Below are 25731 nucleotides of genomic sequence, written 5' to 3'. Positions count from 1 at the left end.
TTACGAAGCGCGATCAGAACAGCTGGGCTTCGCCGCTTTCGTGCGCGAGCAGCCAGCGCTTGCGCTCGATTCCGCCACCGTAGCCGGTCAGCGAGCCGGTGCTTCCGACCACGCGATGGCACGGCACGATGATGCTGATCGGATTGCGCCCGTTCGCGAGCCCGACCGCGCGTGAGGCCTTGGCATCGCCGAGCGTTCTGGCGAGTGAACCGTAGCTCACGGTCTCGCCGTACGGAATCCTCAGCAGCTCATCCCAGACGCGTTTCTGGAACGGACTGCCGACCACCGACAGCGGCAGATCGAAATCGCGCAGCTCACGGCCGAAATAGGCGCGCAACTGCTGCTTGGCCCGGGCAAAGCGGGCCTCGTCGTGTTGCCAGTCGGCCGCGATGGGCGGATAGCGGCGGTACTCCATGTAGAGCGCGCGCAGCCCGAACTCGTCGGCGAGCAGCAGCAGGTCGCCGACCGGGCTTTCGAGCGTCGATGCGAACAGGGCGCTGCTCATTTGCGGACCCCCAACAAAAAAACCGGGGCGCAGGATGCCATAGCGGCATCCCGGCCCCGGTGGGGTCAAGCGAAAGACTTAGAAGCGGGCGCGGATCGTCAGACCGTAGGTCTGCGGGTCGCCGGGCTGGCCGACGTACAGGCCGGTGCTACCCGAAGCGGCGGCCAGCAGTTCGAAGTAATCCTTGTCCGTGAGGTTGCGGATCCAGAACGAGAATTCCCAGCCGTCGTTGGCGCGGAAACCGGCGCGGGCGTTGTACAGCGTGTAGCCGCCCACGTTCAGATAAGCCGACTCCGTTGCCGCCGACGAGAAGTCGGAACGCGAGCTCGCATCGGCCCCGATGTAGTAGTCGCCAGCGCGACCGAGCAGGCCGCCCGTGATCACGTATTCGCCGCCGAGCGACCCCGCCCACTTCGAAATGCCGGGCAGGCGCGTGCCGGAGGCATCGACGACCTGGGTCAAGGGGTCGCTGCCGCCGCTGCGCTCCAGCGGGGCCGGCGCATCCTTGAACGAGCGGTACTCGCCGTCGGTGTAGGCCGCGTTCGCGAACAGGCTGAAGGCGCCGAGGCGGGCGCTGCTGTCGAACTCGACGCCGCGCACGCGCACCTTCTTGGCGTTGGCGAGGTAGCCGCGCAGCGCGCCGACCGCGTTGTTCTGTACCTGCGCCTGGAAGTCCTCGATGTCGGTGTTGAACACCGACAGGTTGGCGGTCACGCCGGGCAGCGGCTGGGTCTTGATGCCGACTTCGTAGTGGTTGACGTCTTCGGGCTTGACCGTTGCCGCGCTCAGCACCGGAACTGTTTCACCCGTTTGCGCATCGGTGACGGTCGGCAGGGCCGCACTGTTCATTCCCACCGACTTGTAGCTCTTGGCGTAAGTCGCATAGGTATTGATGGTGTCGGTCACCGAATAGGCGAGCGTCAACTGGCCCGAAACGTTGGTGTCGTCGACATCGGCTTTATAGGCCTGCGGCGACAGCACGCCGAGAAGCAGTGTGCGCTCGGCAGGCGTCGGGTTGGCCGGGCCACCATAGGTGGTGGCCGCGAAGTCCATCTTCTTCTTGTCGTAGTTGAGGCGCAGGCCGGGCAACAGGTGCAGCTTCTCGGTGATGCTCCAGTCGAGCTGGCCGAACAGCGCGGCGCTCTCGGTATCGAAGTCGATCTTGGTGTTCTGACCGTAGCCGGTCAGCAAGTCGGCGCGATAGCCCGCGGCGCCTGGGTTCAGCAGGAAGCGCGCAGCGGCGGCGCCCTGCTCCTGCACGTGGACCGGGTCGGACTTGATGTTCTGGTAGAAGCCGAACACGCCGACGACGTAGTTCAGGCTCGGCGTGATGTCGCCGGTGAGGCGGACTTCCTGCGTCCACTGTTCCTGGGTCGACGGAGCGGCCGAGATCGTCGTGATCGGCAGGCCGAGGTAGTCGCGGTCGTTGGACGGATCCCAGTTCCAGAAGCGCCAGGCGGTGATCGAAGTCAGCTGGCCGATGGCGGTCTTGTAGTCGGCGGTCAGCGAGATTCCGCCCATGTCCTGGCGCGAGCGCCAGGCGGTGTCGGTGTCGGTCAGGCGATCGAACGGGTTGGTGCTCGGCACCGTGTAACCGAGATCGGCGGTGATCGCGGCGTACTGGCGGTTGGGTGCACGCAGTGTCGGCGCGACGCCGGCGTAAACCTGCGCATAGCCTTCGGGACGCTGGCGGGTGAGGTCGCCGGCCAGGATGAACTGCAGATCGTCGCTGGCGTTGTAGAGCAGCTGGCCGCGGAAGCCGAGGTTGTTCAGGTCGTTGAGGTCGTCATCGGTGGCGACGTTGTGCAGGAAGCCGTCCCGCTGGGTGCCGGCGAACGACAGGCGCGCGGCGAGCTTGTCGCTCAGGCCGCCGGTGATCGAAGCCTTGGACTGGATGAATCCGTAGTTGCCGAACGACTGTTCAAAGCGCGTTTCGGGCGTGAAGCTCGGCTTCTTGGTGGTGACGTTGATCGCGCCGGCGGTGGTGTTCTTGCCGTACAGCGTGCCCTGCGGGCCGCGCAGCACTTCGATCTGCTGCACGTCGATGAAATCCAGCGTCGCGGCGGCCGGGCGCGCGTTGAACACGCCATCCACGTAGAGGCCGACGCCCGGTTCGAGGCCGTCGTTGGTGAGACCGTATGGCGCACCGAGACCGCGGATGTTGATCGCCGAATTACGCGGATTGGTGGAGTAGAACTGCACCGTCGGAATCAGCTCCTTCAGGCGGTTCACGTTGAAGGCGCCGGTCTGCGTCAGCAGGGCGTCGTCGACGACCGAGATCGGGATCGGCACTTCCTGCACGCTTTCTTCGCGACGGCGTGCGGTGACCAGAATCTCCTCGACCTGTGAGCTGGCCTGGACGGCCTCCGGGGCCACGGCGACTTCGATGCCTCCTGCGGAGCTTTCCTGGGCGAGACCCGGCGCGGTCCAGAGGGACAGCACGGCGACCGAGGCCATCGAGACGAGCGACGGCGTCACACGGTTCGTGAATTCTTTAGTAATAACTTTTTGGTATTTCAAAGTGCTCATCCCCAATAAAAATGATCTTCCCACTGAGGCGCGCACTCTAGGTATCTAAGAATTTTTCGAGAAATAACTTATCGAGCTATCTAAAGAGCCGGGAAACAGCGCGGGCCGCTGCCTCGGCCGCGATCGCCACGGGCGCATAATCGGAACATGCAATACCGCCTCGATCTCGCTGCCCTGCGGCAAGGCCGGGATGGTCCGTTCCATCCCGCCGTCACCCGATGGCTTCACTCCCGCTTCGGCCAGCCCACCGAGGTGCAGCAGCGCGCCTGGGCGGTCACCTCGCAGAACCGCCATGCCCTGATCGCGGCCCCGACCGGCTCGGGCAAGACGCTCGCCGCGTTCCTCGCCGCGATCAACGATCTCGTCGAAGAAGGGCTCGAGCAGCCGCTGCAGGATCGGGTCTATGTCTTATATGTGTCGCCGCTCAAGGCGCTGTCGAACGACATCCAGAAGAACCTGCAGGAACCGCTGAGCGGCATCCGCGCCCAACTGGCAGCGATGGGTTTGCCCGATGTCGGCATTCGCGATGCCGTGCGCACCGGCGATACGCCGATGTTCGAGCGCGAGCGCATGCGCAAGACGCCGCCGCACATTCTCGTGACCACACCGGAGTCCTTGTTCATCCTGCTGACCTCGCAGGGCGGCCGCGAGATGCTGCGCTGCGTGCGCTCGCTGATCATCGACGAGTTGCACGCGGTCGCCGGCGGCAAGCGCGGAGCGCACCTGATGCTCACGCTCGAACGGCTCGCCGCCTTGTGCGACCGGCCGTTCGTCCGCATCGGCCTGTCGGCGACGGTCAAGCCGCTCGAGGCGATGGCGCGCTACCTGATCGGTGGGCGCGATGAACCCGTCACCATCGTCGACACCGGTCATGTGCGTCAGCGCGACATCGCGATGGAGCTGCCGAAGTCGCCGCTGACCCCGGTGATGTCCGGCGAAGTCTGGGGCGAAACCTACGATCGTCTCGCCGAACTCGTCGCCGCGCACAAGACCACGCTGATCTTCGTCAACCAGCGTCGCATCGCCGAGCGCACCGCGCGTCACCTGGCCGAGCGCATCGGCGCGGAGTTCGTCACCTCGCACCACGGCAGCTTGTCGCGCGAGCATCGGCTGCGTGCCGAGCAACAGCTCAAGAACGGCGAGCTCAAGGCGCTCGTCGCCACGAGTTCGCTCGAGCTCGGCATCGACATCGGCGACGTCGATCTGGTCTGCCAGCTCGGCTCGCCGCGCGCGATCAATGCGTTTCTTCAGCGCGTGGGCCGCGCCGGCCACGCCATCGGCGCGATTCCGAAAGGTCGCCTGTTCCCGCTTACGCAGGACGACCTGCTCGAATGCACGGCCTTGCTGTCCGCGGTCAGCGCAGGCGAGCTCGACCGCATCCGGCTGCCGCAGCGGCCGCTCGATGTGCTTGCGCAGCAGATCGTCGCCGAGATCGGTTGCGGCGAATGGGGCGTCGACGAGCTCTATGCGCTGGCTCGCCGCGCTGATCCTTATCGAACCCTGCTCAAGGAAGATTTCGAGCAGGTGGTTCAAATGCTCGCCGATGGCTATGTCACGCGGCGCGGCCGGCGCGGCGCCTATCTGCATCTCGACGCGGTGAATCGACGCCTGCGTGCGCGGCCCGGCGCCAAGCTTGCGGCGGTCATGAACGCCGGCACGATTCCCGATCAGTTCGACTACGACGTCGTGCTGCAGCCCGAAGGCCACCGCGTCGGCTCGCTCAACGAAGACTTCGCGTTCGAGAGCATGGCCGGCGATATCTTCCAGCTCGGCAATACCTCGTATCGCATACTCAAGGTCGAAACCACGCGCGTGCTCGTCGAGGACGCGCAAGGCTTGCCGCCGAGCATTCCGTTCTGGTTCGGCGAAGCGCCAGGCAGAACCGATGAGCTCAGCGCCGCGGTTTCCAAGCTCAGCACGCAGGCCGAAGCGAGGCTCGCGCAAGGCATTGAGGCTTGCGCGCGATGGCTCGCGCAGGAGCTCGGCGTCGCCGAAGCCGCAGCGCAACAGCTCGCCGAATACTGGGCGAGCTCATACGCCATGCTCGGCGCCTTGCCATCCGAGAACTGCGTCATCTTCGAGCGCTTCTTCGACGAAGTGGGCGACACGCATCTGGTGATCCATTCGCCGTTCGGCTCGCGCGTGAATCGCGCCTGGGGCCTCGCGCTGCGCAAGCGCTTCTGCCGCACCTTCAACTTCGAACTGCAGGCCAGCGCGCTCGAAGACAGCATCGTGCTGTCGCTCGGCCCCACGCACAGCTTTCCGCTCGACACGATCCAGCATTACCTGAAGTCGGCGACGGCGCGTGACGTCTTGATTCAGGCGCTGCTCGATGCCCCGATGTTCGGTACGCGCTGGCGCTGGAACGCTACCGTCGCGCTCGGCATTCGGCGCATGAACGGCGGCAAGCGCGTGCCTCCGCAATTCCAGCGCTCGGATTCGGAGGACTTGCTGACGCTGGTGTTCCCGGACCAGGTGGCCTGCGCCGAGAACCTCGTTGGCGAACGACAGATCCCGAATCATCCACTCGTGCAGCAGACCATCGACGATTGCCTGCGCGAAACCATGGATGTCGAAGGCTTCGAGCGCGTGCTCGCGCGCATGGAATCCGGCGAGATTCGCGTGATCTGCTGCGATCTCGCATCGCCATCACCGCTGTCGCAAGCGATCCTGAACGCCAAGCCGTCGGCCTTCCTCGATGACGGCGCCGCAGAAGAGCGACGCACGCGCACGCTCGCGATGCAGCCGCTGATGGATCTGCCGACCGCCGAGCGCATGGCCAGACTCGATATCGAGACGATCGAGCGCGTGCACGGCGACGTCTGGCCGCTGATCCGCAACGCCGACGAGCTGCACGATGCGCTCGTCGTGCACGGTTTCCTGCTCGAGGGAGAGATGCTCCAGGGGCGCGTGGGCGGTGTTGGCCGGCTCGATGAGACGAACTGGGCCGGTCGTGCCTGGCTCGACACGCTCGTCGCTCAAAAACGCGTGACGCGACTGCATCCCGCGGGCGGCGAGCCGCTGTGGCTTGCAGCGGAACGCTGGCACGAGGCGCGTGTGGTTTGGCCCCAAGCCACGCCATCGCATCCGATTCGCGCAGTGACGATGGCGGAGCCCGATGCCGGATCGGCATTGCAGGAGCTCGTGCGCAGCCGGCTCGAACTCATTGGCGTCATCAGCCTGCAGCAGCTCGCCCGCCCGCTGGGCCTCGATGTCTCTGCAATCGAAGCCAGTCTTTATGCACTCGAGGCGGAAGGCGCGATCGTGCGCGGATACTTCACCGGAGCGGGGATCGAGGAGTGGTGCGATCGCCGATTGATGGCGCGCATCCATCGGCAGACACGCGACAAGCGCCGCTCGGAGATTGCGCCGGTGCCGCCAGCGGGCTTCATGCGCTTTCTGTTCGCATGGCATCGGCTCGCGGGCAGTGCGGCCGAGATCCGATATCAGGGCGACAACGGGCTGCTCGCTTCGCTGCAGCAACTGGAAGGCTATGCGGGCGCGACGGCTTCGTGGGAGGACGATCTGCTGCCGACGAGAGTCGAAGCGTACAACCCGATGATGCTCGATCGCCTTTGCGCGAGTGGCCGCATCATTTGGCAGCGCCCGGCGAGTGAGCTCGACCCGGGCAAGAAGCGCAGCGGCCCGGTTCGCAGCACCCCCATTCTGTTTTGTGAGCGCGAGTTCCTGCCCATGTGGCAGCTCGCAGAAGAAGCGCCGCCTGGCGAGCGCAAGCTTTCGTCGAGGGCCGAGCGCCTGCTCGAAGCCTTGCAGCAATGTGGTGCGAGTTTCTTTGCCGACTTGCTCGCAGATAGCGGATTGCTCGGCGCGGAGCTCGAAGAGGCGCTCGGCGAACTCGTGAGCCAGGGGCTCGTGAGTTGCGACACTTTCGCCGGCTTGCGGGCGCTCACGATGAGTGGCGACAAGCGCGATCGCCTGCGCCGGCATTTCGGTCGCGGAGACGTCGCATTCGACGATGCGGGTCGCTGGGCGCTGACGCGCCATCGGCGCAAACCCGCTTCGCAGCTCAACGTCAACGCTTTGGCCGATCCGCGCGTCGAGCATGTCGCGCGCGTTCTGCTGCGCCGCTACGGCGTCGTGTTTCGCGCACTGCTCGAGCGCGAGACCGGCTTGCCGCCGTGGCGGGAGCTGCATTACGTCTATCGGCGGCTCGAGGCGCGTGGCGAGGTGCTCGGCGGACGTTTCGTCAGTGGATTCGCCGGGGAGCAGTTCGCCTTGAGCGAAGCGGCTGGCGCGCTGCGCCGTTACGGACAGCAAGCGCAAAGCGGGCGGGGGGCGATCGAGCGCGTCTGCATCGGAGCGAGCGACCCCCTCAATCTGGTCGGCGTGATCGTCCCGGGCGAGCGGGTGCCGCGGGTGGCCGGCAACCGCATCCTGTTCGAAGACGGAGTGCCCGTCGCCGTTCAGTCAGGCGGTGACACCCAATACCTGAAGTCGGCCGATCTCCATGATCAGTGGGAGATTCGCAATCTGCTGCTTCGGCAGCAGAAGTCGATCAGCTACCTGGCCCAGCCGCGGTTGCCCCAATAAACGAGACAGATGAGCGGAAAATGACCAAAGTGGCCGGATCGAGGCATTTTCAAGCAGCGGGGATTCTTCTGTCCGTGTCATTCCTGAACTAAAAAACCTTTGCATTCATGTAATTGCAATATTCGGCGAAATCTCCTGTTGACGCACTCCGTCACTTCAGGTCCACCGCTGACCGGGGGCAGCAGAACCAAGGGGGCGTCACCCGTAACCATCTCGGACCTCGGTATCACCTCGTCGCCAACAGCGCATGCGATGCGGGGAAGATGGCTTTGGAGGGCCGGGATTTGTTCTCCAAGTTCCTCTAGTATATGAGCCACGCGCGATGGGGCATCGATTGGTAGTTCTAACGCCTCACGCCCTGCTGCTTCTTGAAGCACCCCATAGAACTCGATCCGCATGCGGGAGAGGGGACAGCAAGCCGCAGCCGCGATCTGTTTTTTCTTTGCCGTTTGCCTTACCGGGTTCCCTTGTGGCGCACCGAGCAGCGCAGCGCGCGCAGGGGACGGCGGACAGGGATGTCCGCCGTGCTTCGTCGCGACAGGATGTCGCGTCGAAGCGTTGCCCCGAGCACGTGAGCAGCGCAGGGAACTCTCGCGTAGCGAGAGGGCGTCACCAGGGTGTGCTTTCTCTTGGTTACTTCTCTTTGCACAAGCAAAGAGAAGTAACGCCCGACCGGCGAGGTCAAAACTCCCAGCGTCGAGCGGACTCATCGCGAAGCCGCAACGCCCCGCAGCAGTGGCAAGAGCCACTATTCAACCACCCAACCGATGCATCGTAATCGGTCGCTCGACATACCCGCGCGGTGCCGCGAATCCAGACTCCTTCTTCCACACCGTCGTCCGAATGCGCTCCGCGATCGCCGCATCGTCCGCGCCTTCGCCCAGCAGCTCGCGCAAGCTCGTGCCCTGGCTCGAGAACAGGCAGGGAAACAATTCACCGGTCGCGGTGAGTCGCACGCGATCGCAACTGCCGCAGAACGGATTGGACACCGTGGTGATGATGCCGAGCCGATGCTGCCCGCCGATCACGTATTCGGTCGCCGGATCGCTGCCGCGCGCGAGCTTCTCCACGCGCCCGAAGCGCGCGCCGATGCGGGCCAGGATTTCGTCCTCGGTGACGACGCGGTCGCGGCTCCATTGCTGCGCGTTGTCGAGCGGCATGAACTCGATGAAGCGCAGTTCGAGCGCCTGTTCGAACGCCCATGCGGCGAGCGCTTCGATCTCGCCGTCGTTGTAGCCGCGAATGACCACCGCATTGAGCTTGAACGGAATGCCGGCCGCTCGCGTCGCCGCGATGCCGTCGAGCACCGGCTGCAGCGGGCCGCGCGTGAGTTTTTCGAACAGGGCCGGATCGCGCGCGTCGATGCTGATGTTCAGATCGTCGAGCCCGGCTTCGCGCAGCGGCTGGGCGAGCTCGGCGAGGCGCGTGGCATTGCTCGTCATCGAGATGCGCTTCAGGCCGCTGTCGCGCAGGGCCTGGAGCTCGCCGACCAGTGTGTCGACGCCGCGGCGCAAGGTCGGTTCGCCGCCGGTCAGGCGGATGTTGGTGATGCCGAGCGTCTGCACGAACAGGCGCGACATCTGCGCGAGCTCCTCGATCGTCAGCAGCTCCTTGCGCGGCAGCCACTGCGGATGCTCGGGCATGCAGTAGGCGCAGCGCAGGTTGCAGCGATCGGTCAGCGAGAGCCGCAGCTTGCGCTTGCGCCGGCCGTGCTGGTCGACCAGTTGTCGAAGCTCGCGAAAGCCGTCAGCCATGAGCCGGACTCCCGCAGGCCAGGGTTTGCGCGTAGCGATTCAGGGCGAGCGGATCGTTGACGTTGGCGAGCACGCCATCGCTGCGCAGGCGGACCGTGCGATGGCGGGACTGCCAGTCCTTCACCGAATGCCGCTCGCTGCTCAGCAGAAACTGTTCGAGATCGGGCGCCAGCGCGCAGCGCGTGAGGCTCACGGTCGGATGCACGCCGTCGTCGTCTTCGAGCACGACGATGTCGGCCTGCGTGGCCTGCTGTCGCGCGAACAGTCGCTCGGGCAGCGATTCGGGCAGGGCCAGCGCGTCGCAGGGCAGGCTCAGCAGCCAGTCCGTGGCCGCGGTTTCGAGCAGGCGCAGCAGGCCGGCGAGCGGGCCGGCGCCCAGGCGATCGCGGAGCACCGGAACGCCGAGGCTCCCGTAGCGATCGAGATGGCGGTTCGCGGAGATGCGCAGCTCGCTCGCGAGTGGGCGCAGATGATCGAGCGTGATCTCGATGAACGGCCGGCCGGCGTGTTCGAGCCAGCCCTTGTCCAGCCCGCCGAAGCGACGTCCTTCGCCACCGGCGAGGACGCCTCCGCTGAAGTTGGGCAGCTTGGCTGGACTCATGGCCCCATTCTAATGAAATCGGATCGGGCCGAACCGGCTCCAAAAGGCCGATTCGGCTTCCGAGCCGTTCAGCTTGCGGTACTGGCAGCCTTCGCGCCTGCCTGGGTCTTCGACAGGATCTTCTTGAGCTCGGGCACGCAGGAGCCGCAATTGGTGCCGCATTTGAGCAGCTCGCCGAGCTTGACCACGCTGTCGGCCTGGCCCGATTCGATCGCCGCGACGATGCGCTTCTGGCCAACGCCGAAGCAGGAGCAGATCGTCGCGCCCTCGTCGGGTCCGGCGGCCAGCGGCTCGCCCGCGAGCAGGCCGATGCGCGCTTCGTCGTCGAGCTGCCCGGCCGCGAACAGGCTCGCAAGCCAGTTGCGCGAGGGCAGGTCGGGCCGAGGCGCGACGAACAGCACGGCCTCGATGCGGCCGTCGACCACGTGGGCGGCGCGATAGAGGCCGCCGGCGCCGTCGATGTATTCGAGCCAGTCCGCGTCGGCCGAGGCGCCGAGCAGCACGCGGCCGAACTCCGGCCAGGGCAGGCTCGTCGCATCGCCCGCGAGCTCGTAGCGCGTGAAGCTCGCCCCGGTCACGCGCGTCCACCAGGCCAGGTGGCGGATCGCGAGCGGCTTGCGGCTCAGGATGAAGCCGTGCCAGGCCGGCACGAAAGCCTCGACCTTGGCCGGCGTGTGCTTGAACTCGGGCTCGCCCGAAACCGGATCGACGACCGGGTTCACGAGCGCGCCGACGCGCGCGTCGGAGGCGAACTGCGCGTTCCAGTGGATCGGCACGAACAGGCTGCCGCGCGCGTGCTCGTCGGCGACCACGGCACGGCCGACCAGGCTGCCCCAGCGCGTCGACACGCGGGCCAGCGAGCCGTGCGCGATGCCGGCGGCTTCGGCGTCGGCCGGATTCAGTTCGACGAAGGGCTCCGGAATGTGCGACGACAGCGTCGCCGACAGGCCGGTGCGCGTCATCGTGTGCCAGTGGTCGCGCACGCGGCCGGTGTTGAGCACCAGCGGGTAGTCGGCATCGACGGCGTTGGCCGGCGCGCGCGCGGGCGTGGGGACGAAGCGGGCGAGGCCGTCGGCGTGATAGAAGCGGCCGTCGGCGAATGCCTGCAGATGCCGCGCATCGGCCGCCGTGCGCGGTACCGGCCAGCGCAGCGGAGCGAGCGCGTCGTAGGCATGCGCGTCGAGTCCGGCGAGGCCGCCGATGTCGAAGTAGCGCGCACCCTCGTTCTCAAAGGCCGACAGGCGCGCGTGCTCGTCGAAGATCTCGTGCACGGCCCGGTACGGGAACTGCGCCGCATGGCCCCAGCGCCGCGCGACTTCGCTGAGCATCCACCAGTCCGGCCGTGCCTCGCCGAGCGGCGGCACGAAGGCGCGCTGGCGCGAGATGCAGCGCTCGGAATTGGTGACGGTGCCGTCCTTCTCGCCCCAGCCCTGCGCGGGCAGCAGCAGGTGCGCGTAGGCCGTGGTGTCGGTCTCGGCCATCACGTCGGAGACGATCACGAGCTCGCATTGGTCGAGCGCGCGCCTGACCTGGTCGGCGTCGGGCAGGCTCACGACCGGATTGGTCGCCATGATCCAGACGGCCTTGATCTCGCCGCTCTCGATCGCCTTGAACAGGTCGACCGCCTTCAGGCCCGTGCGGCTCGCGATCGCCGGGCTTTGCCAGAAGCGCTGCACGAGTTCGCGGTGCTCTTCGCGCTCGAGGTCCATGTGCGAGGCGAGCATGTTGGCGAGCCCGCCGACTTCGCGCCCCCCCATCGCATTGGGCTGGCCGGTCAGCGAAAACGGCCCGGCGCCGGGCTTGCCGATGCGGCCCGTGAGCAGGTGGCAGTTGATGATGCTGTTGACCTTGTCGGTGCCGGCCGAGGACTGGTTCACGCCCATCGAGAAACAGGTGATGACGCGCTCGGTGGCGGCGAACAGCGCGTAGAAGCGTTCGAGCGCCTCGACCTCGAGGCCGCAATCGGCGGCGATGTCGGCGAGCGAAGCGTCGCGATCGGCCGCGGCGAGGGTTTCGTCGAGGCCCAGCGTGCTGCGCTCGACGAAGGCCGCGTCGGTGAGTCCGAGTCGGTGCAGATGCGCGAGCAGCCCGTTGAACAGGCGCACGTCGCTGCCGGCGCGCAGGCCCAGGTGCAGGTCGGCCATTTCGGTGCTCGCGGTCTTGCGCGGATCGAGCACCACGATCTTCATCTGCGGCCGCGCCTCGCGTGCGCGCAGCATGCGCTGGAACAGGATCGGATGGCACCAGGCCGTATTCGAGCCGACCAGCACGACCAGATCGCAGCGATCGAGATCCTCGTAGGCCACCGGCACGATGTCCTCGCCGAAAGCGCGCTTGTGCCCGGCGACCGCCGAGGACATGCAGAGCCGCGAGTTGGTGTCGATGTTGGCGGTGCCGACGAAGCCTTTCACGAGCTTGTTGGCGACGTAGTAGTCCTCGGTCAGCAGCTGGCCCGAGACGTACCAGGCCACCGATTCGGGGCCGTGCGTGTCGATGATGCGCCGCAGTTCGCCGGCCGCGTGGTCGAGCGCCGCATCCCAGCTCAGGCGCTGCAAGGGCTGGCCGGGCGACTGCTTGTCGCGCAGCTGCGGATGCAGCAGGCGGCCCTGCGGAACCACCGTGTCGCCGAGCGCGGAACCCTTCACGCACAGACGCCCGGCGTTGGTCGGATGCTGCGGGTCGCCCGCCACGCGCACGAGCTTGCCGGACGGCGTCGCCTCGACGCCGCAGCCGGTGCCGCAGTACGGGCACGTGGTCTTGATCGGCGTTGAAGCCGGCATGGACAGGTTGCCGTCGGCCATGGTCACGCTGCCAGCGGCGCGATGGCCGCCTCGCAGTAGCGTTGCCCGAACAGCAGCTTGGGTCGCATCGGGGCGATGTCGACCGCGTTCTTCATGAGGTCGAGATACCACGGGCCGTCCTTGACGTCGCCGTAGAGCACGGCGCCGACGATGGTGTTGCCCTTGACGACGATGCGCTTGTAGACGCCGCGCCGCGGATCGCGCAGCACGAGGTCCTCGGTCTCGGCGTCGCCGATGAAATCGCCGGCCGAGAACAGATCGATGCCGGTGACCTTGAGTTTGGTCGAAACGGTCGAACCCGGATAGCGCTTGTGGCCGAGCCCGGCCAGATGCGCGGCGCAGACGCGCGCCTGTTCCCACAGCGGGGCGACGAGCCCGTAGACCGCCTTGCGATGCTCCACGCATTCGCCGACCGCGTAGATGCGCGGATCGGACAGCGTCTGCAAGGTGTCGTCGACCACGATCGCGCGCTCGCAATGCAGGCCGCAGGATCTGGCCAGATCGATGTTCGGGCGAATGCCGGCCGCCATCACGACGAGATCGGTCTCGACTTCGCGGCCGTCCTTGAAGCGGATGCCGGTGACGCGGTCCTTGCCGAGAATTTCGGTGGTGCCGGCCTGCATGAGGAACTTCAGGCCGCGTGCTTCGAGCGCGGCCTGCAACAACGCCGCCGCCGGCTTGTCGAGCTGGCGTTCCATGAGGCTGTCCATCACGTGCACGACGGTCACCTCCATGCCGTTGCGCGCGAGCCCGTTGGCGCATTCCAGGCCGAGCAGGCCGCCGCCGATGACCACCGCGCGCCGGTGCGTGCGCGAGGTCTCGAGCATCGCCTCGACATCGTGGATGTCGCGAAACGCGACCACGCCGGGCAGCTGATGGCCCGGCACCGGAATCACGAATGGCTTGGAGCCCGTGGCGATCAGCAGGCGATCGTACGGAACATCGACGCCCTTCTTCGAGGTGACGATGCGGCGCAGGCGATCGATCTTCACGACCGGATCGCCCGCATGGAGCTGGATGCCGCGGTCGGTGTACCAGGCGCGATCGTTGAGCATGATGTCGCCGATGGTCTTCTCACCGGCGAGCACGGGCGACAGCAGGATGCGGTTGTAGTTGCCGTGAGGCTCGGCCCCGAAGACCGTGATGCTGTACTGCTCCGGGTCGAACTTCAGCAGCTCCTCCACCGTCCGCATGCCCGCCATGCCGTTGCCGATCACGACCAGGTGCAGCTTGGGTCGGATATCGTTCACGGCGCTAAACGGCTACCCAGACTTGCCCATCTTCGACGCGAACCGCATACGCGCGGACCGGCGTCGCCGGCTCTTCGAGGCATTCGCCGGTGACCAGGTCGTAATGGTGCTTGTAGATCGGCGAGGCGACGACGATGCGACCGCCGAGCGAACCGGTAAGGCCGCGCGACAGCACGTTGGCGTCGGATTGCGGATCGAAGTTGTCGATCGCGTAGAACTGGTCGGAGCCGTCGCGCTGGCGCACGCGGAATACCGCGATCTGCCGGTCGTCGACGAGGGCCGCGACGCCGAGGTTCGGCACGATGTCGCCGGGGGCGCAGATCGCGTGCCAGGTGGTTGCAGAGAGAGTGGAGTCGGGAGCGCTGCCGTCCATGATGTGTTTTCGTTCTGAGGCTGGAGAGGTCATACGGCCGTTTCGGTCACTCGGATTCCACGGCGGACTCGACGGCCAGGGCGATGCCCTTGAACGTCCGCGGCTCGCCTTTCTCCTCGAGACGCGCCGGACGGATCTGGCCGCGCTCCTTCACGAACTTCACATTGCTGTCGGTGGCCTTGCTGTTGACGAAGGTGCGGAAGCGCTTGAGCGTCTCCGGTGTTTCGATCGCGGTCTTCCACTCATCCTGATAAGTGTTGGCGACGTGCTGCATCTCGGCCTCGAGCTCGGCGCAGATGCCGAGCTTGTCGTCGATGATCACGCTCTTGAGGTAATCGAGCCCGCCTTCCATGTTGTCGCGCCAGGTGCTCGTGCGCTGCAGGCGATCCGCGGTGCGGATGTAGAACATCAGGAAGCGGTCGATGTACTGGATCAGCGTCTTGTCGTCGAGGTCGCCCGCGAGCAGTTCGGCGTGGCGCGGCTTCATGCCGCCGTTGCCGCAGACGTAGAGGTTCCAGCCCTTCTCGGTGGCGATGACGCCGAAGTCCTTGCTCTGCGCCTCGGCGCATTCGCGCGTGCAGCCCGAGACCGCGGACTTGAGCTTGTGCGGAGAGCGCAGGCCCTTGTAGCGATGCTCGATCAGCAGCGCCATGCTCACCGAATCGAGCATGCCGTAGCGGCACCACGTCGAACCCACGCAGCTCTTCACGGTGCGCAGCGACTTGCCGTAGGCGTGGCCCGATTCGAAGCCGGCATCGGTGAGCTCCTTCCAGATCAGCGGCAGCTCGTGCACCTGCGCGCCGAACATGTCGATGCGCTGGCCACCCGTGATCTTGGTGTAGAGCCCGTACTTCTTCGCCACCTGGCCGATCACGATCAGTCCCTCGGGCGTGATCTCGCCGGCGGCGACGCGCGGCACGATCGAATAGGTGCCGTCCTTCTGGATGTTGCCGAGGTAGTAGTCGTTGGAGTCCTGCACCATCGCGTGCTGCTGCTTGAGCACGAACTCGTTCCAGCACGACGCGAGGATCGAGCCGATGGTCGGCTTGCAGATGTCGCAGCCCAGGCCGCTGCCGTGCTTGTCGAGCATCTCGTCGAAGCTTTCGATCTTCTGCACGCGGATCAGGTGGTACAGCTCCTGGCGCGAATACGCAAAGTGCTCGCAGAGATGGTTGTTGACGGCCACGCCCTGCTTCTTGAGCTCGGCCTTGAGCAGTTGCGTCATCAGCGGCACGCAGCCGCCGCAGGACGTACCGGCTTTCGTGCAGCTCTTGAGCGCGCCGATGCTGTGCTGGCCGTCGGCGACGGCCGCGCAGAGCTCGCCCTTGCTGACGTTGTTGCACGAGCAGATCTGCGCGGTGTCGGGCAGCGCGTCGACGCCGATGCCGGCCGGCGCCTTGCCGTCCGAGCTCGGCAGGATCAGGAATTCCGGGTGCTCGGGCAGCGCCATGTTGTTGAGCATCATCTGCAGCAGCGTTCCGTATTCGGTGGCATCGCCGACCAGCACCGCGCCGATCACGGCCTTGCCGTCCTCGGAGGTCACGAGCTTCTTGTAGATCTGCTTGCGCTCGTCGGTGAACACGTAGTTGCGTGCGCCCGGGATGGCGCTGTGCGCATCGCCGATGCTCGCGACGTCGACGCCCATGAGCTTGAGCTTGGTGCTCATGTCGGCGCCGTTGAACTCGGCGGCCGTTCCGCTGAGATGCTGGGCGACGACGCGCGCCATTTCGTAGCCGGGCGCGACGAGGCCGAAGATGCGGCCGTTCCAGAGCGCGCATTCGCCGATCGCGTAGATGTCCGGGTCGCTCGTCAGGCAATGCTTGTCGACCACGATGCCACCGCGTTCGCCGGTGGCGAGGCCGCTCTTGCGCGCGAGTTCGTCGCGCGGGCGGATGCCGGCCGAGAACACGATCATGTCGGTTTCGAGCTGGCTGCCGTCGGCGAACTTCATCGCGTGGCGACCGCCGATGCCCATGCCGGCGCCATCGACGATCTCGAGCGTGTTGCGCTGCGTGTGCACGTCCACGCCGAGTTCTTCGATCTTCTTGCGCAGCACGCGGCCGCCGCCTTCGTCGACCTGCACGGCCATCAGGCGCGGGGCGAACTCGACGACATGCGTCTTCAGGCCCATGTCCTTGAGCGCCTTGGCGCATTCGAGGCCGAGCAGGCCGCCGCCGACGACCACGCCGATCTTCGAGCGCGAGCCCCAATCGGTCATCGCCTCGAGGTCTTCGATGGTGCGATAGACCAGACAACCCGGACGATCGCGGCCCGGAACCGGCGGCACGAACGCGTACGAACCCGTCGCGAGCACGAGCTTGTCGTAGGTGATGCGCTCGCCGCCCGAGGTGATGACGACCTTGGCTTCGCGGTCGATGCTCGTGGCCTTGGCGTTGAGCTTGAGCAGCAGGCCTTCCTGGTCGAAGAAGCCCGGCGCCACGAGCGACAGATCATCGGCCGTCGAGCCGCTGAAGTAGGACGACAGGTGCACGCGATCGTAAGCCGGACGCGGCTCTTCGCAGATCACGGTGATGTCGTGGGGGCCGGGCTGTGCGGTCAGCAGTTCGAGCAGCTTGTGCCCGACCATGCCGTTGCCGATGACGACGAGTTTCATGGCTGGTGAATTTCCTGAGTTTCTTTGAATGACCTTGGTTTTTTCGAACCTGGGTTATGTCCTGGCCGCGCGTCGTCTCAACCGACGGCGAGGCTGCGTTCGCGCACGGCCTGTTGGTACAGCTCTTCTTCCTGCGTCTTGTGTTCCTGGGAGAAGCGCACGGCGATCGCGCAGAGCGAGGTCAGCGTGACGACGATGCCGAGGATGAACAGGCAGTCCTGCGTGTTGGCGCTCGCTTTCATGAGGAAGCCCGCCGCCACCGCGCCGACGTTGCCGCCCGCGCCGATGATGCCGGCCACGCCGCCGAGCGCCTTGCGATCGATGAAGGGCGTCAGCGCGTAGGTGGCGCCGCAGGCCATGTGCGTGCACAGGCCGAAGCTCAGCATCGCGATCACCGCGAGCGCCACCGACTGCGCATGCGAGAACCACAAAAGACCCAGGCCTTCGCCGACGATCAGCACGAACAGCCAGACGCTGCGGCCGTCGAGGCCCTTGGCGCGGGCGATGCGATCCGAGACGATGCCGCCGAGCGCGCGCGCGAACAGGGCCAGCAGACCGAAACTGCCGGCCGCCAGGCCCGCGGTTTTCAGCGACAGGCCGAAGCTGTCGACGTAATAGCTCGCGACGATATTGTGGATGAAGATCTCGACGCCGAAGCACGCGCCGTAGGTCAGGAACAGCATCCACACGCGATAGTTCTTGCAGGCGCGCACGAAGCTCTCGCGCGCCACTTTCTTGCCGGTGTCGGGAATCAGGCCGCTGGCGCGCAGCGTGGAGAAATCGCCGGCCGGGCTGTCCTGCGTGAACTTCCAGTAGGCCCAGGCGGTGATCAGCATGAGCACGCCCGGCACCAGCAGCGCGAGGCGCCAGCCCAGCGCCTGTTCGACGCCCAGCAGCACGATCGCGGTGAGGATCAGCGGCATCAGCGCCTGCGTCGCGCCGCCGCCCGAGTTGCCCCAGCCGGCGCTCGCCGCATTGGCGGTGCCGACCACGTTCGGCGCGAACATCACCGAGGTGTGGTACTGCGTGATCACGAAGCTCGCGCCGATGGCGCCGATCAGCAGGCGAAAGAACAGGAAGCTGCCGTAGCTCTGCGATGCGGCGACGCCGAACACCGGGATCGCGCCGAGGATCAGCAGGCCCACATAGGTGCGACGCGGGCCGTAGCGATCGCACAGCGGACCGACGATCAGGCGGATCAGGATCGTCACCGCGACCGCCGCGATGTTGATGTTGGCGATCTGGTCTTTGCTGAGCCCGAACTCGTTCTTGATGAGGGGCATCAGGGGCGCCGCCGCGAACCAGGCGAAGAAGCAGACGAAGAACGCCACCCAGCTCATGTGAAACGCGCGCATCTGCGGCGTGGAGAAGCTGAACAGCTTGATCGATGTCGCTTTGGATGGGCTATTGGAAATCGTCATGGCGGATCGGAGCGGAAACTGGGTCGGGAGCGTTTTCAGCGGCCTTCAGGAAAGGCGAGAACGCGTGAGAAAAGAAAAGACCGGCGGGCGCAGGAAAGGGAGTCAACCCGCCGGTGAATAAGCGTTGCGCAGGAGCGCGTGATCGAAGCGGCCATCTCGATGGATGCCGTCGCTCTGGAGCGGCGCCTGCGAAGCCGGGATGAGCAGTTGTGTCACGGACAGCCTCCTGCGAATCAAGAAAAACAAAAAAGGCGTCCACCCATCGGCGGGAAAACCCGCCGGGATGGACGCCTTTGTCCAGAATCTATGTTCGTGTGGCACTGCTTGCCGGATCGATCCGGTGAAGCTGCCCCACCTGCGCTATCGCAATCCTGCAGTCATGGCCGCTGCCCTCGTTGGCGGCTGACCCGGGTTACAAGACCAGTGCTTAAAGACAGCAATATTCACGCCATCCGCAGGAAGCCGTTCAGACAGCCATTAGTCGAGTCGAAGGCCCCTGAGCAGCTTGTAGCCCCTGGGCCAGACGTTTGTCGGAATGCGATCGGCTTCTGGTAGGCGCCGCCTTCGTTTCCGGCAGCGCAATCTTCAAGGCCGTCGAGATGTTCCATTTCGGTGCGCCGTTCTTCAGCGGTCCAGGAGCTTTTGCCAAAGGACGTGACTGATATTGGGGCGTTATATGAGCTGCGATGTCGGGCGTGACGCTGCTTTGCCCGGGGCGGAGGGCCAGACGGCAGAGCCAAAATGTCGGTCGAAGTTAATCGTTTTGAAGCCGAGGGAGACCAATCCCGAGGGCGTCCGGAGGCGCAGCGCATAGGTGGCGCCCGAATTGCTGCCGCTGAAAGCTTCGATCAGCCCCTTCATGTCGAGTTCGACGATGGTTATCTGTCTCAGATTGGTGCAACCCGAACTGAGAGAGACGGCTTTGAAACATGCCTCTTTCAAGGTCCATAGAGCCGTAAGTTTCGCGTGTCGGCTCACTGGCGGTTCGAAGGCTTTTGCCAAAAGGAGCCCGCTTTCGGCTTGCAGAAAATGGTTGACGAAGTCGTCGCTGAATGCGGTGGTTTCCTGGATGTCAACGCCAATCGCTCCGCAGCAACTGATGCCGGCCGCCACGTAAGGGTATTGATGGGAGAGCGACAGCGAGCTGACGAGCTGCTTGCGACTGGAGTCCCATAGGATAGGGGTGCCAGTAGTTTGCGGTCGTTCGATCCACAGTGCTCGCATTCTTGACTCGGGAACTTCGTGCAAGGCTTGGTCTGATAGCACCGACCAGACCCCGGTTGTGGCCGGGGAGCCGATGCTTCTCAAATAAGCAAACTTCGCCACGACTCGTGCGCCGATCCACTCCTGTCTTCTCTGCAGGGAGCTGATTTGCAGCGAGCGCTCTTCCTCCTGTGTGGCCATGCGAGACGTCAGGGTGTACGGGGACGTCAGCTTGAAGATAAATGCCGAGGCGCTCATGGCGAGGCTGCGATCAGAAGTATCGCGTCAGCTGTAACCGAACGTAGCTGTCTTGCTTGAAGTTGTACAAGGGGTCCAACACGGGAACGTCGAAGTATGCCGTTGCCTCCAGAGTCAGTCGCCACCGTTCACCGAGTCTTCGCCCCCCTTTTACGGTGGACATCTTCGCGCCTGTTTGCGTGTCGATGAACACGCCGGCAAGTGCTTCAGTGGACGCAGTGTCGTTGAGCGCAAGGCGTCCTCCGAAAAACACGTCATCTTGGAAGGGTGAATATGAAAGTATCTGGAGGTTTCTCAGCTCAGGGAGCTGCTCGAGCCTGAATGTGCCGTTTGATGCAAGCGTACTTATGGCCATCCCTTGAGGTGAGCCGGGCGAAAGTGTGCCGCGGCTATCGCGGTAATATTCCAGCAGTAGCGTCCAATCCCATGCCGAGCTTGAGACGGCTCCCAGGTTGTACTCTAGCCCCGCTGCCGTTGCCCAGAAGCTTTGGGGGGTGGAATGCTGGTGTACGGCCTCCGCCTTGAAAATCCACTGCTCTGCGGTGTAGAGAAGTTCCACTCCATATTGTTCCATCTGATCGTATATCGGCACCAAACGAGGGTCGATTGGACGATAGCTCGGCAGAATGGAGCAGCTTGGTTCCAGCAAAGAGCATCCGCTGAACTGGATGCCAACGCCGCTGTACTCGAAGTCGAATCTCGGCTCTCGCTTCGTTCCACGAAAGTAGGAGAGAGCAAAATCCAGGTCGTTGATGTTGATGGATGCGCGGGCGGCGTAATCAACGTGCCGGTTGCCCTCGTCGCTTTCGTAGCGGGCTTGCGCAGCGTCAACGGGGATGAATGGGCGCAGCCGACCTTGGCTGTCGGGGTATTCACGCTCTCTGAAATAAGGCAGCGCAAAGAGCTCGAGCGTGCCTTGTTCGAACGAATGCGAAACACTGATGGCTGGCTGTCCTAGTTTCTGCTGCCCGTCCGGGCTTTCCAGCCAGTCGCTTTGATTGACGACATCGACAAGGTGGACCGCTTCTACGCTGCCCCAGAATAGCTGCCGGATGCCAGCGTTGACGGTCAAATATTCTCCGGAGTAACGGAGGTTCAATTCTCGGACGTCTGCGTGACTCCGGCTGGAATCCTGTTCATCGATGCGCCCGAATATCGTTGCCTGCAATGACCAGGCTTGCGATGGCCACCGCCCTAGGTAATCGAGCTGCATCGCCAATGAAAGATCGTTGTGATCGTCGGTTTGGCCTGGCCAGCGTGCATGTTGCACGAAGCTTCGGCTTTCAAGCTGCAAGCCCCCGTCCCAGTCAGAGGCTTGCAAAGCAGGAGCAATGACGAGCAGCAGTAAGCTGGCTAGTGCCGCGCGACACATCGGGCTACTGACCAGCTCCAAGTGAACTTTGCTCGAAATCGCGAGGGTTGTAGCCGTTGGCGAAGTGATAGTTGTTGAAGATCAAAGTGGTAACGGCACCACTTTGATTGTTCGTCATGACCAGTCTGTCGGCACGCCAATACTTTCCTGAATACTGCTTGTAGCCTTCGAATACGAGTGTCTTGAGAAGCGACTGTTTACGGTCGTAAAACTCGATTTTCATGGGGCTCAGGGAGAGTTTTTCCGTCCATACCTTTTGCCTGGAGTATGCGGAATCAGAGTCGTTGGGTATGCGCTCCGAAATCCGGCAAGTCGTGCTCCCGCAGGCTTCTTCACCAACAAGCCGATAGCGATACTTGGCCACGTGCTGGGAGCCGATGTCCTCGAACGCGAACTCACTGCCCATGAAAGGCCCGGTTTTGTTCCCGGTAACGATGCGCTTGACGCGCTTGGCCGCCGGCATGTACAGCCATCGATCGTCTTGTCCGTTCGAGTGTGAGTGTGTGAGGAGTGCGGTTCCTCGCACGTCTCCGGGGTCATCGAACAGAATAAGCGAGCGTTCGCCGTCGCTCGGGACTTCAAGAATCCTGGAGTGCATCCTTCGTGTCGATTCCTGCCCTCTAGGATTGCGCAGAATCATCAGCATCTCGACCGAAACGTCGCCAAAACCGGAGTCACGCTGGTTGGCTTCCTGCGCCAAAGAAAGACCCGCTTGTTCCGGAGTCTGCGCGGCTACGCCATTGAGGCTTGCCAAGATCAGAATCATCGAGGCAAGAGCAATCGGCAATCTACGAGCGGGGTGGATTGGCATGGGTGGTATCGTGCATCAGCGAGTTTGGATGAAGATTGCGTCGGCCATCGATCAGCACCAGCAGTCCTGGCAGGACCAAGAGATCGATGGGCCACGCTACAAATACGGTGATCGCGGCCAGTTGGGCCATAGTGGCGTTCGGCTCGAAGGTGGACTGCGCCATTACCAAAAAGCCCGCCTCCAGGATCAACGTGTTGGCGATCATGGCGGCTCCGGCTTCGCGATAGGCATATCGGATCGCCTCCTCGACGTGCATCGCCAGATTTCTCCGGGCGCGCTGATACTTCTCTAGGAAGTGAATGGTATCGTCCACCACGATGCCAACTACCACGTTGAGGACAACGGCCATCGTAAAGATGATTTGTCCGTCCATGAGCGCCCAAATGCCGAAGGCCATTCCTAGAGGTAGCAGGTTGGGAATCAGAGAAAGTAGTCCCAGTTTTGCGCTGCGCAAGCCAGGCAGGAGCAACAACGATATGGCGGCAAGCGAGAGAGGGAGCGATTGAAAGTTGCTCCGAATGTTTCGCTCTGCAATATGCGAAAACATAACCGAAGTGCCGGTTCCTTTCGCATGCAATGTAGGGGCGTTATCAAGTAGCCAAGCGTTACCGGCTGCTTCCATCTCACGAACCTGATCTGCCCCCACATCGTCGAGTACGACACTCATTCGGGAGGCCGATTTGTCTACGGTTATCCAGTCGTTAAGGTCGTGCCCGAAAGGCAACGACATTTCGAACAAGAGCAGGTATTGCGCTGCCGCCTTTGGATCGTCGGGCAGTTTGTGCATGGCTTGGGAATCGGCATGCATGGCCTGGTTGAGGCGTTTGAAGATGTCGGCGACGCTTCCGACGTATACCACATGTGATCGATAGGGGCCGTTCTTCCACCATTCGGAAAACGCGTCGATTTTCTGCAGGTACAGCGGATCTGTCACTCCTTCCGTTGCAGTACTCCGCAGTGAGTATTCGATCGAGTAGATTCCTGTGAGTCCATTCATGACCTTGTCGGAATCTGCACGGAATTTTGAGCTGGGCTCCAGATAGTGGAGGAAGCGATCGTTTGTATCGTTGAGTGTGGCCAAGCAGGAAAGGGCCACGGATAAGCCGATCGTCGACGCGAGGATGACACGATGTTTGGCCATGACCAGCCGGGCTAGCCGATCGAGAGCCGGTTTCAACCAGTCGCCGCCATTCCCTCTAGATTTCAGCGGCAGCACGGCCAGCGAAGCGGGCAGCAGTGTCATGCTGAGCAGCCATGACAGAAGGCCTCCTAGAGAGCTGATGTTTCCCAGGAGGGTCAGAGGCGGTGAGTCGGTGAAGTTAGTGCCCAGAAAACAAATTGATGTGGTCGCATTGGTGAGAAATATGGGAACGAAGTTCAGGCGCAGAGACTCGACGATTGCGTCTTTCCGGGCCAGACCTTTACGCATCTGAGAAAGCAGCGTCAGGCAGATATGGACCGCATCTGCGATGGCGAGCACAGAAATGATCAAAGGAGCCGCCACGACCGGCGGTGTTAGCTGTACTCCGGCATAGCCGGCGACGCCCATGGCGGAAGTCGATGCCAGTAGAACCATGAACAAGGTGGCGAGCGTGGCCTTGACCGACCTCAACAGTACGAACATGACCAAGAATGAAAGCACGTACATCGCAGGCGCCAGCGTCGACATATCACGCATGGATGCTTCCGTGAACGCGTAGCTCATTGCGGTGGAGCCGGTGACGTGGCAATGCAGAGAAGGGTGTTTCTTCTCGATGTCGCCGCAGGCGTTTCGTGCAGCGAGTACCGCTGCTTTCTGTTTTTCGGCCGAAGGACCGGAAAACTCGTTGATGACGTTGATGCCTGCCATTCGCCCATCGGGGGAGACGAGGCGTCTCAGCAATGCCGGTTCCTGCAAGGCGATACGGCGTATGCGTGCCCCTATTTCTGCCGTGGGGTGGACACTGTCCGAGAGAAGTGGGGTGACGTTAATATCATCGCCCAGCGTTTCCACATGTTGATGATTGGTCAGTGAGTCGACTCTGGCGCTGTACGGGAAGGCCCAAGCGGCCGTTGTCAGCTCTCGTATCGCGAGAAGGATTTCGGGTTCGAATACGTCCCCATTTTGGGGCTCGATACCGATGAATACGTTGTCCGCCACGGCATAGTCGGACTGTAGCTGATCGAAAACTTGAAGCTCAGGATTCCCTTTGCCGAAATAGGCACGAAAATCGGTATCGAATCCGAGTTTAAATGCGCCGAGGCTCATCACAAGCGAAGCCACGACCGTCGCTGCCATCACGAACCATGCATGGTTTACCAGCCAGCGCGAGTAGGAGATGAGCAGCGGCTCCAGCCTTATGGTGAAGGACATGGGAGCCCGGATTGCTTGAGGAATTCGGCTACTCGTTTGCCGCTGTGAGCGGCGCTATCCGAGTAAGGAAACCCCATGTAGTCTCCTGCGAGCAGAACCGTGCTTCCAGGATCGAGATGTCGCCAGTACTGGTTGACTTCCTGGCTGCGGCCTACGGGAGAGTCGGCTGCCGCGTGCTCCCAGCGCACGACATGCGCCAGACGCAAAGCTGCGAACGCGCCGGGAAAGTACCGCTCGAACTCGGGTCGTATCTGCTCGAGGATGGCAGCATCAGACTGCTGCAACAGGTCTCGAGAACTTCCCGCCAGGATGATGTCGAACAGCTGTCCTTCTCGTGTGCGAGCACCTCCCTTTTCAAGTTCGATCCCAATGCTCGCTATGGAGGTTCGCTCTCGGGCTGGGATCAGTACCCCATAGATTCCCTTCCAATGTTCTGGCAATTGCCACCCAGGGTGAGTTGCGATGCCGATCTTGAGTGTGGAACTGTATTGGGTGGCGATCAACCGATTGCTGACTTTATCGTCGGTTCGGTAAATGCGATTCGCGACAGGAGCGGGAATGGCCAGTACGACCTTGTCGAATTTCTCCGTGCCATTGTCCGTTCCCACTTCGACTCCGCGTTCGAGTTTGATGACTGAGTGAACCGTACAGTCGAAGTGGACATCGAGCGACTGTGCGATGCGATCCGGTAGTGAGCCCATCCCGGTTTTGAGCGTCATCAGACGTTGCTGCTCACTGCCGATCTTGAGTATCGACATGCCCAAGGCGGCGGAAGCCGTAGCAGGAGATTGGTAATAGAGTGCTTGGAGAAAGGGTTCTACGATGTAATCGAGCGCCGCTGATCCGAGAGTGCGGGTCAGCATGCTTTCGCAATCTTCGCGATCGAAGGCAGACCAGCCTGCATAGTCGTCGAATGGCAGTGAGGCCAGTTGCCGATGCAGTGGCAGATAGCCGCGCAGGAATTTCAACGCTTCTCGGGGGCGCAGACACTTGAGCACCATCGCCAGGCCTGGCGGGAGGCGGCCGATGCTGAGTGCCTTGATTCTGCCGTCCCGCACTAGAGCGCTACGAGGTGTTATGGAGACGATCTCGTCCGCCATGCCGAACTCGCCCAACAGCGGCAATAGCGTGTTGTAGTTTCCCGACAAGAACTGGACACCCCTGTCGATCAAGCAGTCTTGCACGACGTCGGTGCTCATGCGCCCGCCTGGTCGGTGGCTGCTTTCATAGACCGTTACATCGAATCCGTAGATACGAAGATAGTGTGCGGCCGTGAGTCCGGCTATTCCGGCACCGACGACGGCGATCTTGTGCGGGCGATCCACGTGTCAGTTC

General features: G+C 63.5%; 16 protein-coding genes. 1 reads left to right on the top strand and 15 read right to left on the bottom strand.

Annotated features, from left to right (window positions below; translation table 11 throughout):
* Positions 1-13: 13 nt before the first annotated feature.
* Positions 14-505 carry a methylated-DNA--[protein]-cysteine S-methyltransferase gene (locus tag WQQ_RS00915; RefSeq protein WP_007183149.1) on the bottom strand — a complete coding sequence of 164 codons (492 nt, stop codon included), beginning with the start codon at positions 503-505 and terminating at the stop codon, positions 14-16.
* Between the two features lie 78 nt (positions 506-583).
* On the bottom strand, positions 584-2983 hold the full coding sequence (locus tag WQQ_RS00910) for a TonB-dependent receptor (RefSeq protein WP_202800591.1): 2400 nt from the start codon (positions 2981-2983) through the stop codon (positions 584-586).
* Between the two features lie 198 nt (positions 2984-3181).
* Between WQQ_RS00910 and WQQ_RS00905 the strand changes: the two genes are divergently transcribed.
* Positions 3182-7585 carry a DEAD/DEAH box helicase gene (locus WQQ_RS00905; RefSeq protein WP_007183147.1) on the top strand — a complete coding sequence of 1468 codons (4404 nt, stop codon included), beginning with the start codon at positions 3182-3184 and terminating at the stop codon, positions 7583-7585.
* 77 nt (positions 7586-7662) lie between these two features.
* Here WQQ_RS00905 and WQQ_RS25160 read toward each other — a convergent pair whose 3' ends face one another.
* The 13 genes from WQQ_RS25160 to WQQ_RS00845 all read right to left on the bottom strand — a co-directional run bounded on the left by WQQ_RS25160 (position 7663) and on the right by WQQ_RS00845 (position 25721).
* Positions 7663-7983 (bottom strand): MoaD/ThiS family protein, encoded by a 321-nt coding sequence (locus tag WQQ_RS25160; RefSeq protein ID WP_083844378.1) that lies wholly within the window; start codon positions 7981-7983, stop codon positions 7663-7665.
* 354 nt (positions 7984-8337) lie between these two features.
* Positions 8338-9339 (bottom strand): GTP 3',8-cyclase MoaA, encoded by a 1002-nt coding sequence (gene moaA, locus WQQ_RS00900; protein WP_007183333.1) that lies wholly within the window; start codon positions 9337-9339, stop codon positions 8338-8340.
* A complete protein-coding gene (locus tag WQQ_RS00895; RefSeq protein WP_007183332.1) occupies positions 9332-9940 on the bottom strand; it encodes an NTP transferase domain-containing protein in 609 nt (202 codons plus the stop codon). Before WQQ_RS00895 ends, moaA begins: the two co-directional genes overlap by 8 nt.
* A 68-nt stretch (positions 9941-10008) precedes the next feature.
* Positions 10009-12741 carry a nitrate reductase gene (locus WQQ_RS00890; protein WP_007183331.1) on the bottom strand — a complete coding sequence of 911 codons (2733 nt, stop codon included), beginning with the start codon at positions 12739-12741 and terminating at the stop codon, positions 10009-10011.
* 2 nt (positions 12742-12743) lie between these two features.
* Positions 12744-13991 carry an NAD(P)/FAD-dependent oxidoreductase gene (locus WQQ_RS00885; protein ID WP_007183330.1) on the bottom strand — a complete coding sequence of 416 codons (1248 nt, stop codon included), beginning with the start codon at positions 13989-13991 and terminating at the stop codon, positions 12744-12746.
* Between the two features lie 4 nt (positions 13992-13995).
* The gene (nirD, locus tag WQQ_RS00880; RefSeq protein ID WP_007183329.1) at positions 13996-14364 is read right to left on the bottom strand and encodes a nitrite reductase small subunit NirD; all 369 of its coding nucleotides are present in this window, start codon (positions 14362-14364) and stop codon (positions 13996-13998) included.
* A 46-nt stretch (positions 14365-14410) separates the two neighbouring features.
* Positions 14411-16978 carry a nitrite reductase large subunit NirB gene (gene nirB, locus WQQ_RS00875; RefSeq protein ID WP_007183328.1) on the bottom strand — a complete coding sequence of 856 codons (2568 nt, stop codon included), beginning with the start codon at positions 16976-16978 and terminating at the stop codon, positions 14411-14413.
* Between the two features lie 77 nt (positions 16979-17055).
* A complete protein-coding gene (locus WQQ_RS00870; RefSeq protein ID WP_007183327.1) occupies positions 17056-18399 on the bottom strand; it encodes an MFS transporter in 1344 nt (447 codons plus the stop codon).
* 672 nt (positions 18400-19071) lie between these two features.
* On the bottom strand, positions 19072-19860 hold the full coding sequence (locus WQQ_RS00865) for a 4'-phosphopantetheinyl transferase family protein (RefSeq protein WP_007183324.1): 789 nt from the start codon (positions 19858-19860) through the stop codon (positions 19072-19074).
* Between the two features lie 13 nt (positions 19861-19873).
* Complete coding sequence (locus WQQ_RS00860) at positions 19874-21253, bottom strand: hypothetical protein (RefSeq protein WP_007183323.1); 1380 nt, start codon at positions 21251-21253, stop codon at positions 19874-19876.
* Entirely contained in the window at positions 21237-22043 is an 807-nt protein-coding gene (locus WQQ_RS00855) for an outer membrane lipoprotein-sorting protein (RefSeq protein ID WP_050997542.1), read from the bottom strand. Before WQQ_RS00855 ends, WQQ_RS00860 begins: the two co-directional genes overlap by 17 nt.
* Positions 22021-24396: an efflux RND transporter permease subunit gene (locus WQQ_RS00850; protein WP_007183321.1), complete on the bottom strand. Its 2376-nt coding sequence runs from the start codon at positions 24394-24396 to the stop codon at positions 22021-22023. Before WQQ_RS00850 ends, WQQ_RS00855 begins: the two co-directional genes overlap by 23 nt.
* Positions 24381-25721, bottom strand: a complete 1341-nt coding sequence (locus WQQ_RS00845) for a protoporphyrinogen/coproporphyrinogen oxidase (protein WP_007183320.1) — start codon at positions 25719-25721, stop codon at positions 24381-24383. The genes WQQ_RS00850 and WQQ_RS00845 overlap by 16 nt, the downstream gene beginning before the upstream one ends.
* Between the last annotated feature and the right edge of the window lie 10 nt (positions 25722-25731).

It is taken from the genome of Hydrocarboniphaga effusa AP103 (genome assembly GCF_000271305.1).
Lineage (GTDB): Bacteria > Pseudomonadota > Gammaproteobacteria > Nevskiales > Nevskiaceae > Hydrocarboniphaga > Hydrocarboniphaga effusa.
The sequence above is the reverse complement of the archived record's forward strand: the minus strand, read 5'-3'. Positions and strand labels throughout refer to the sequence as shown.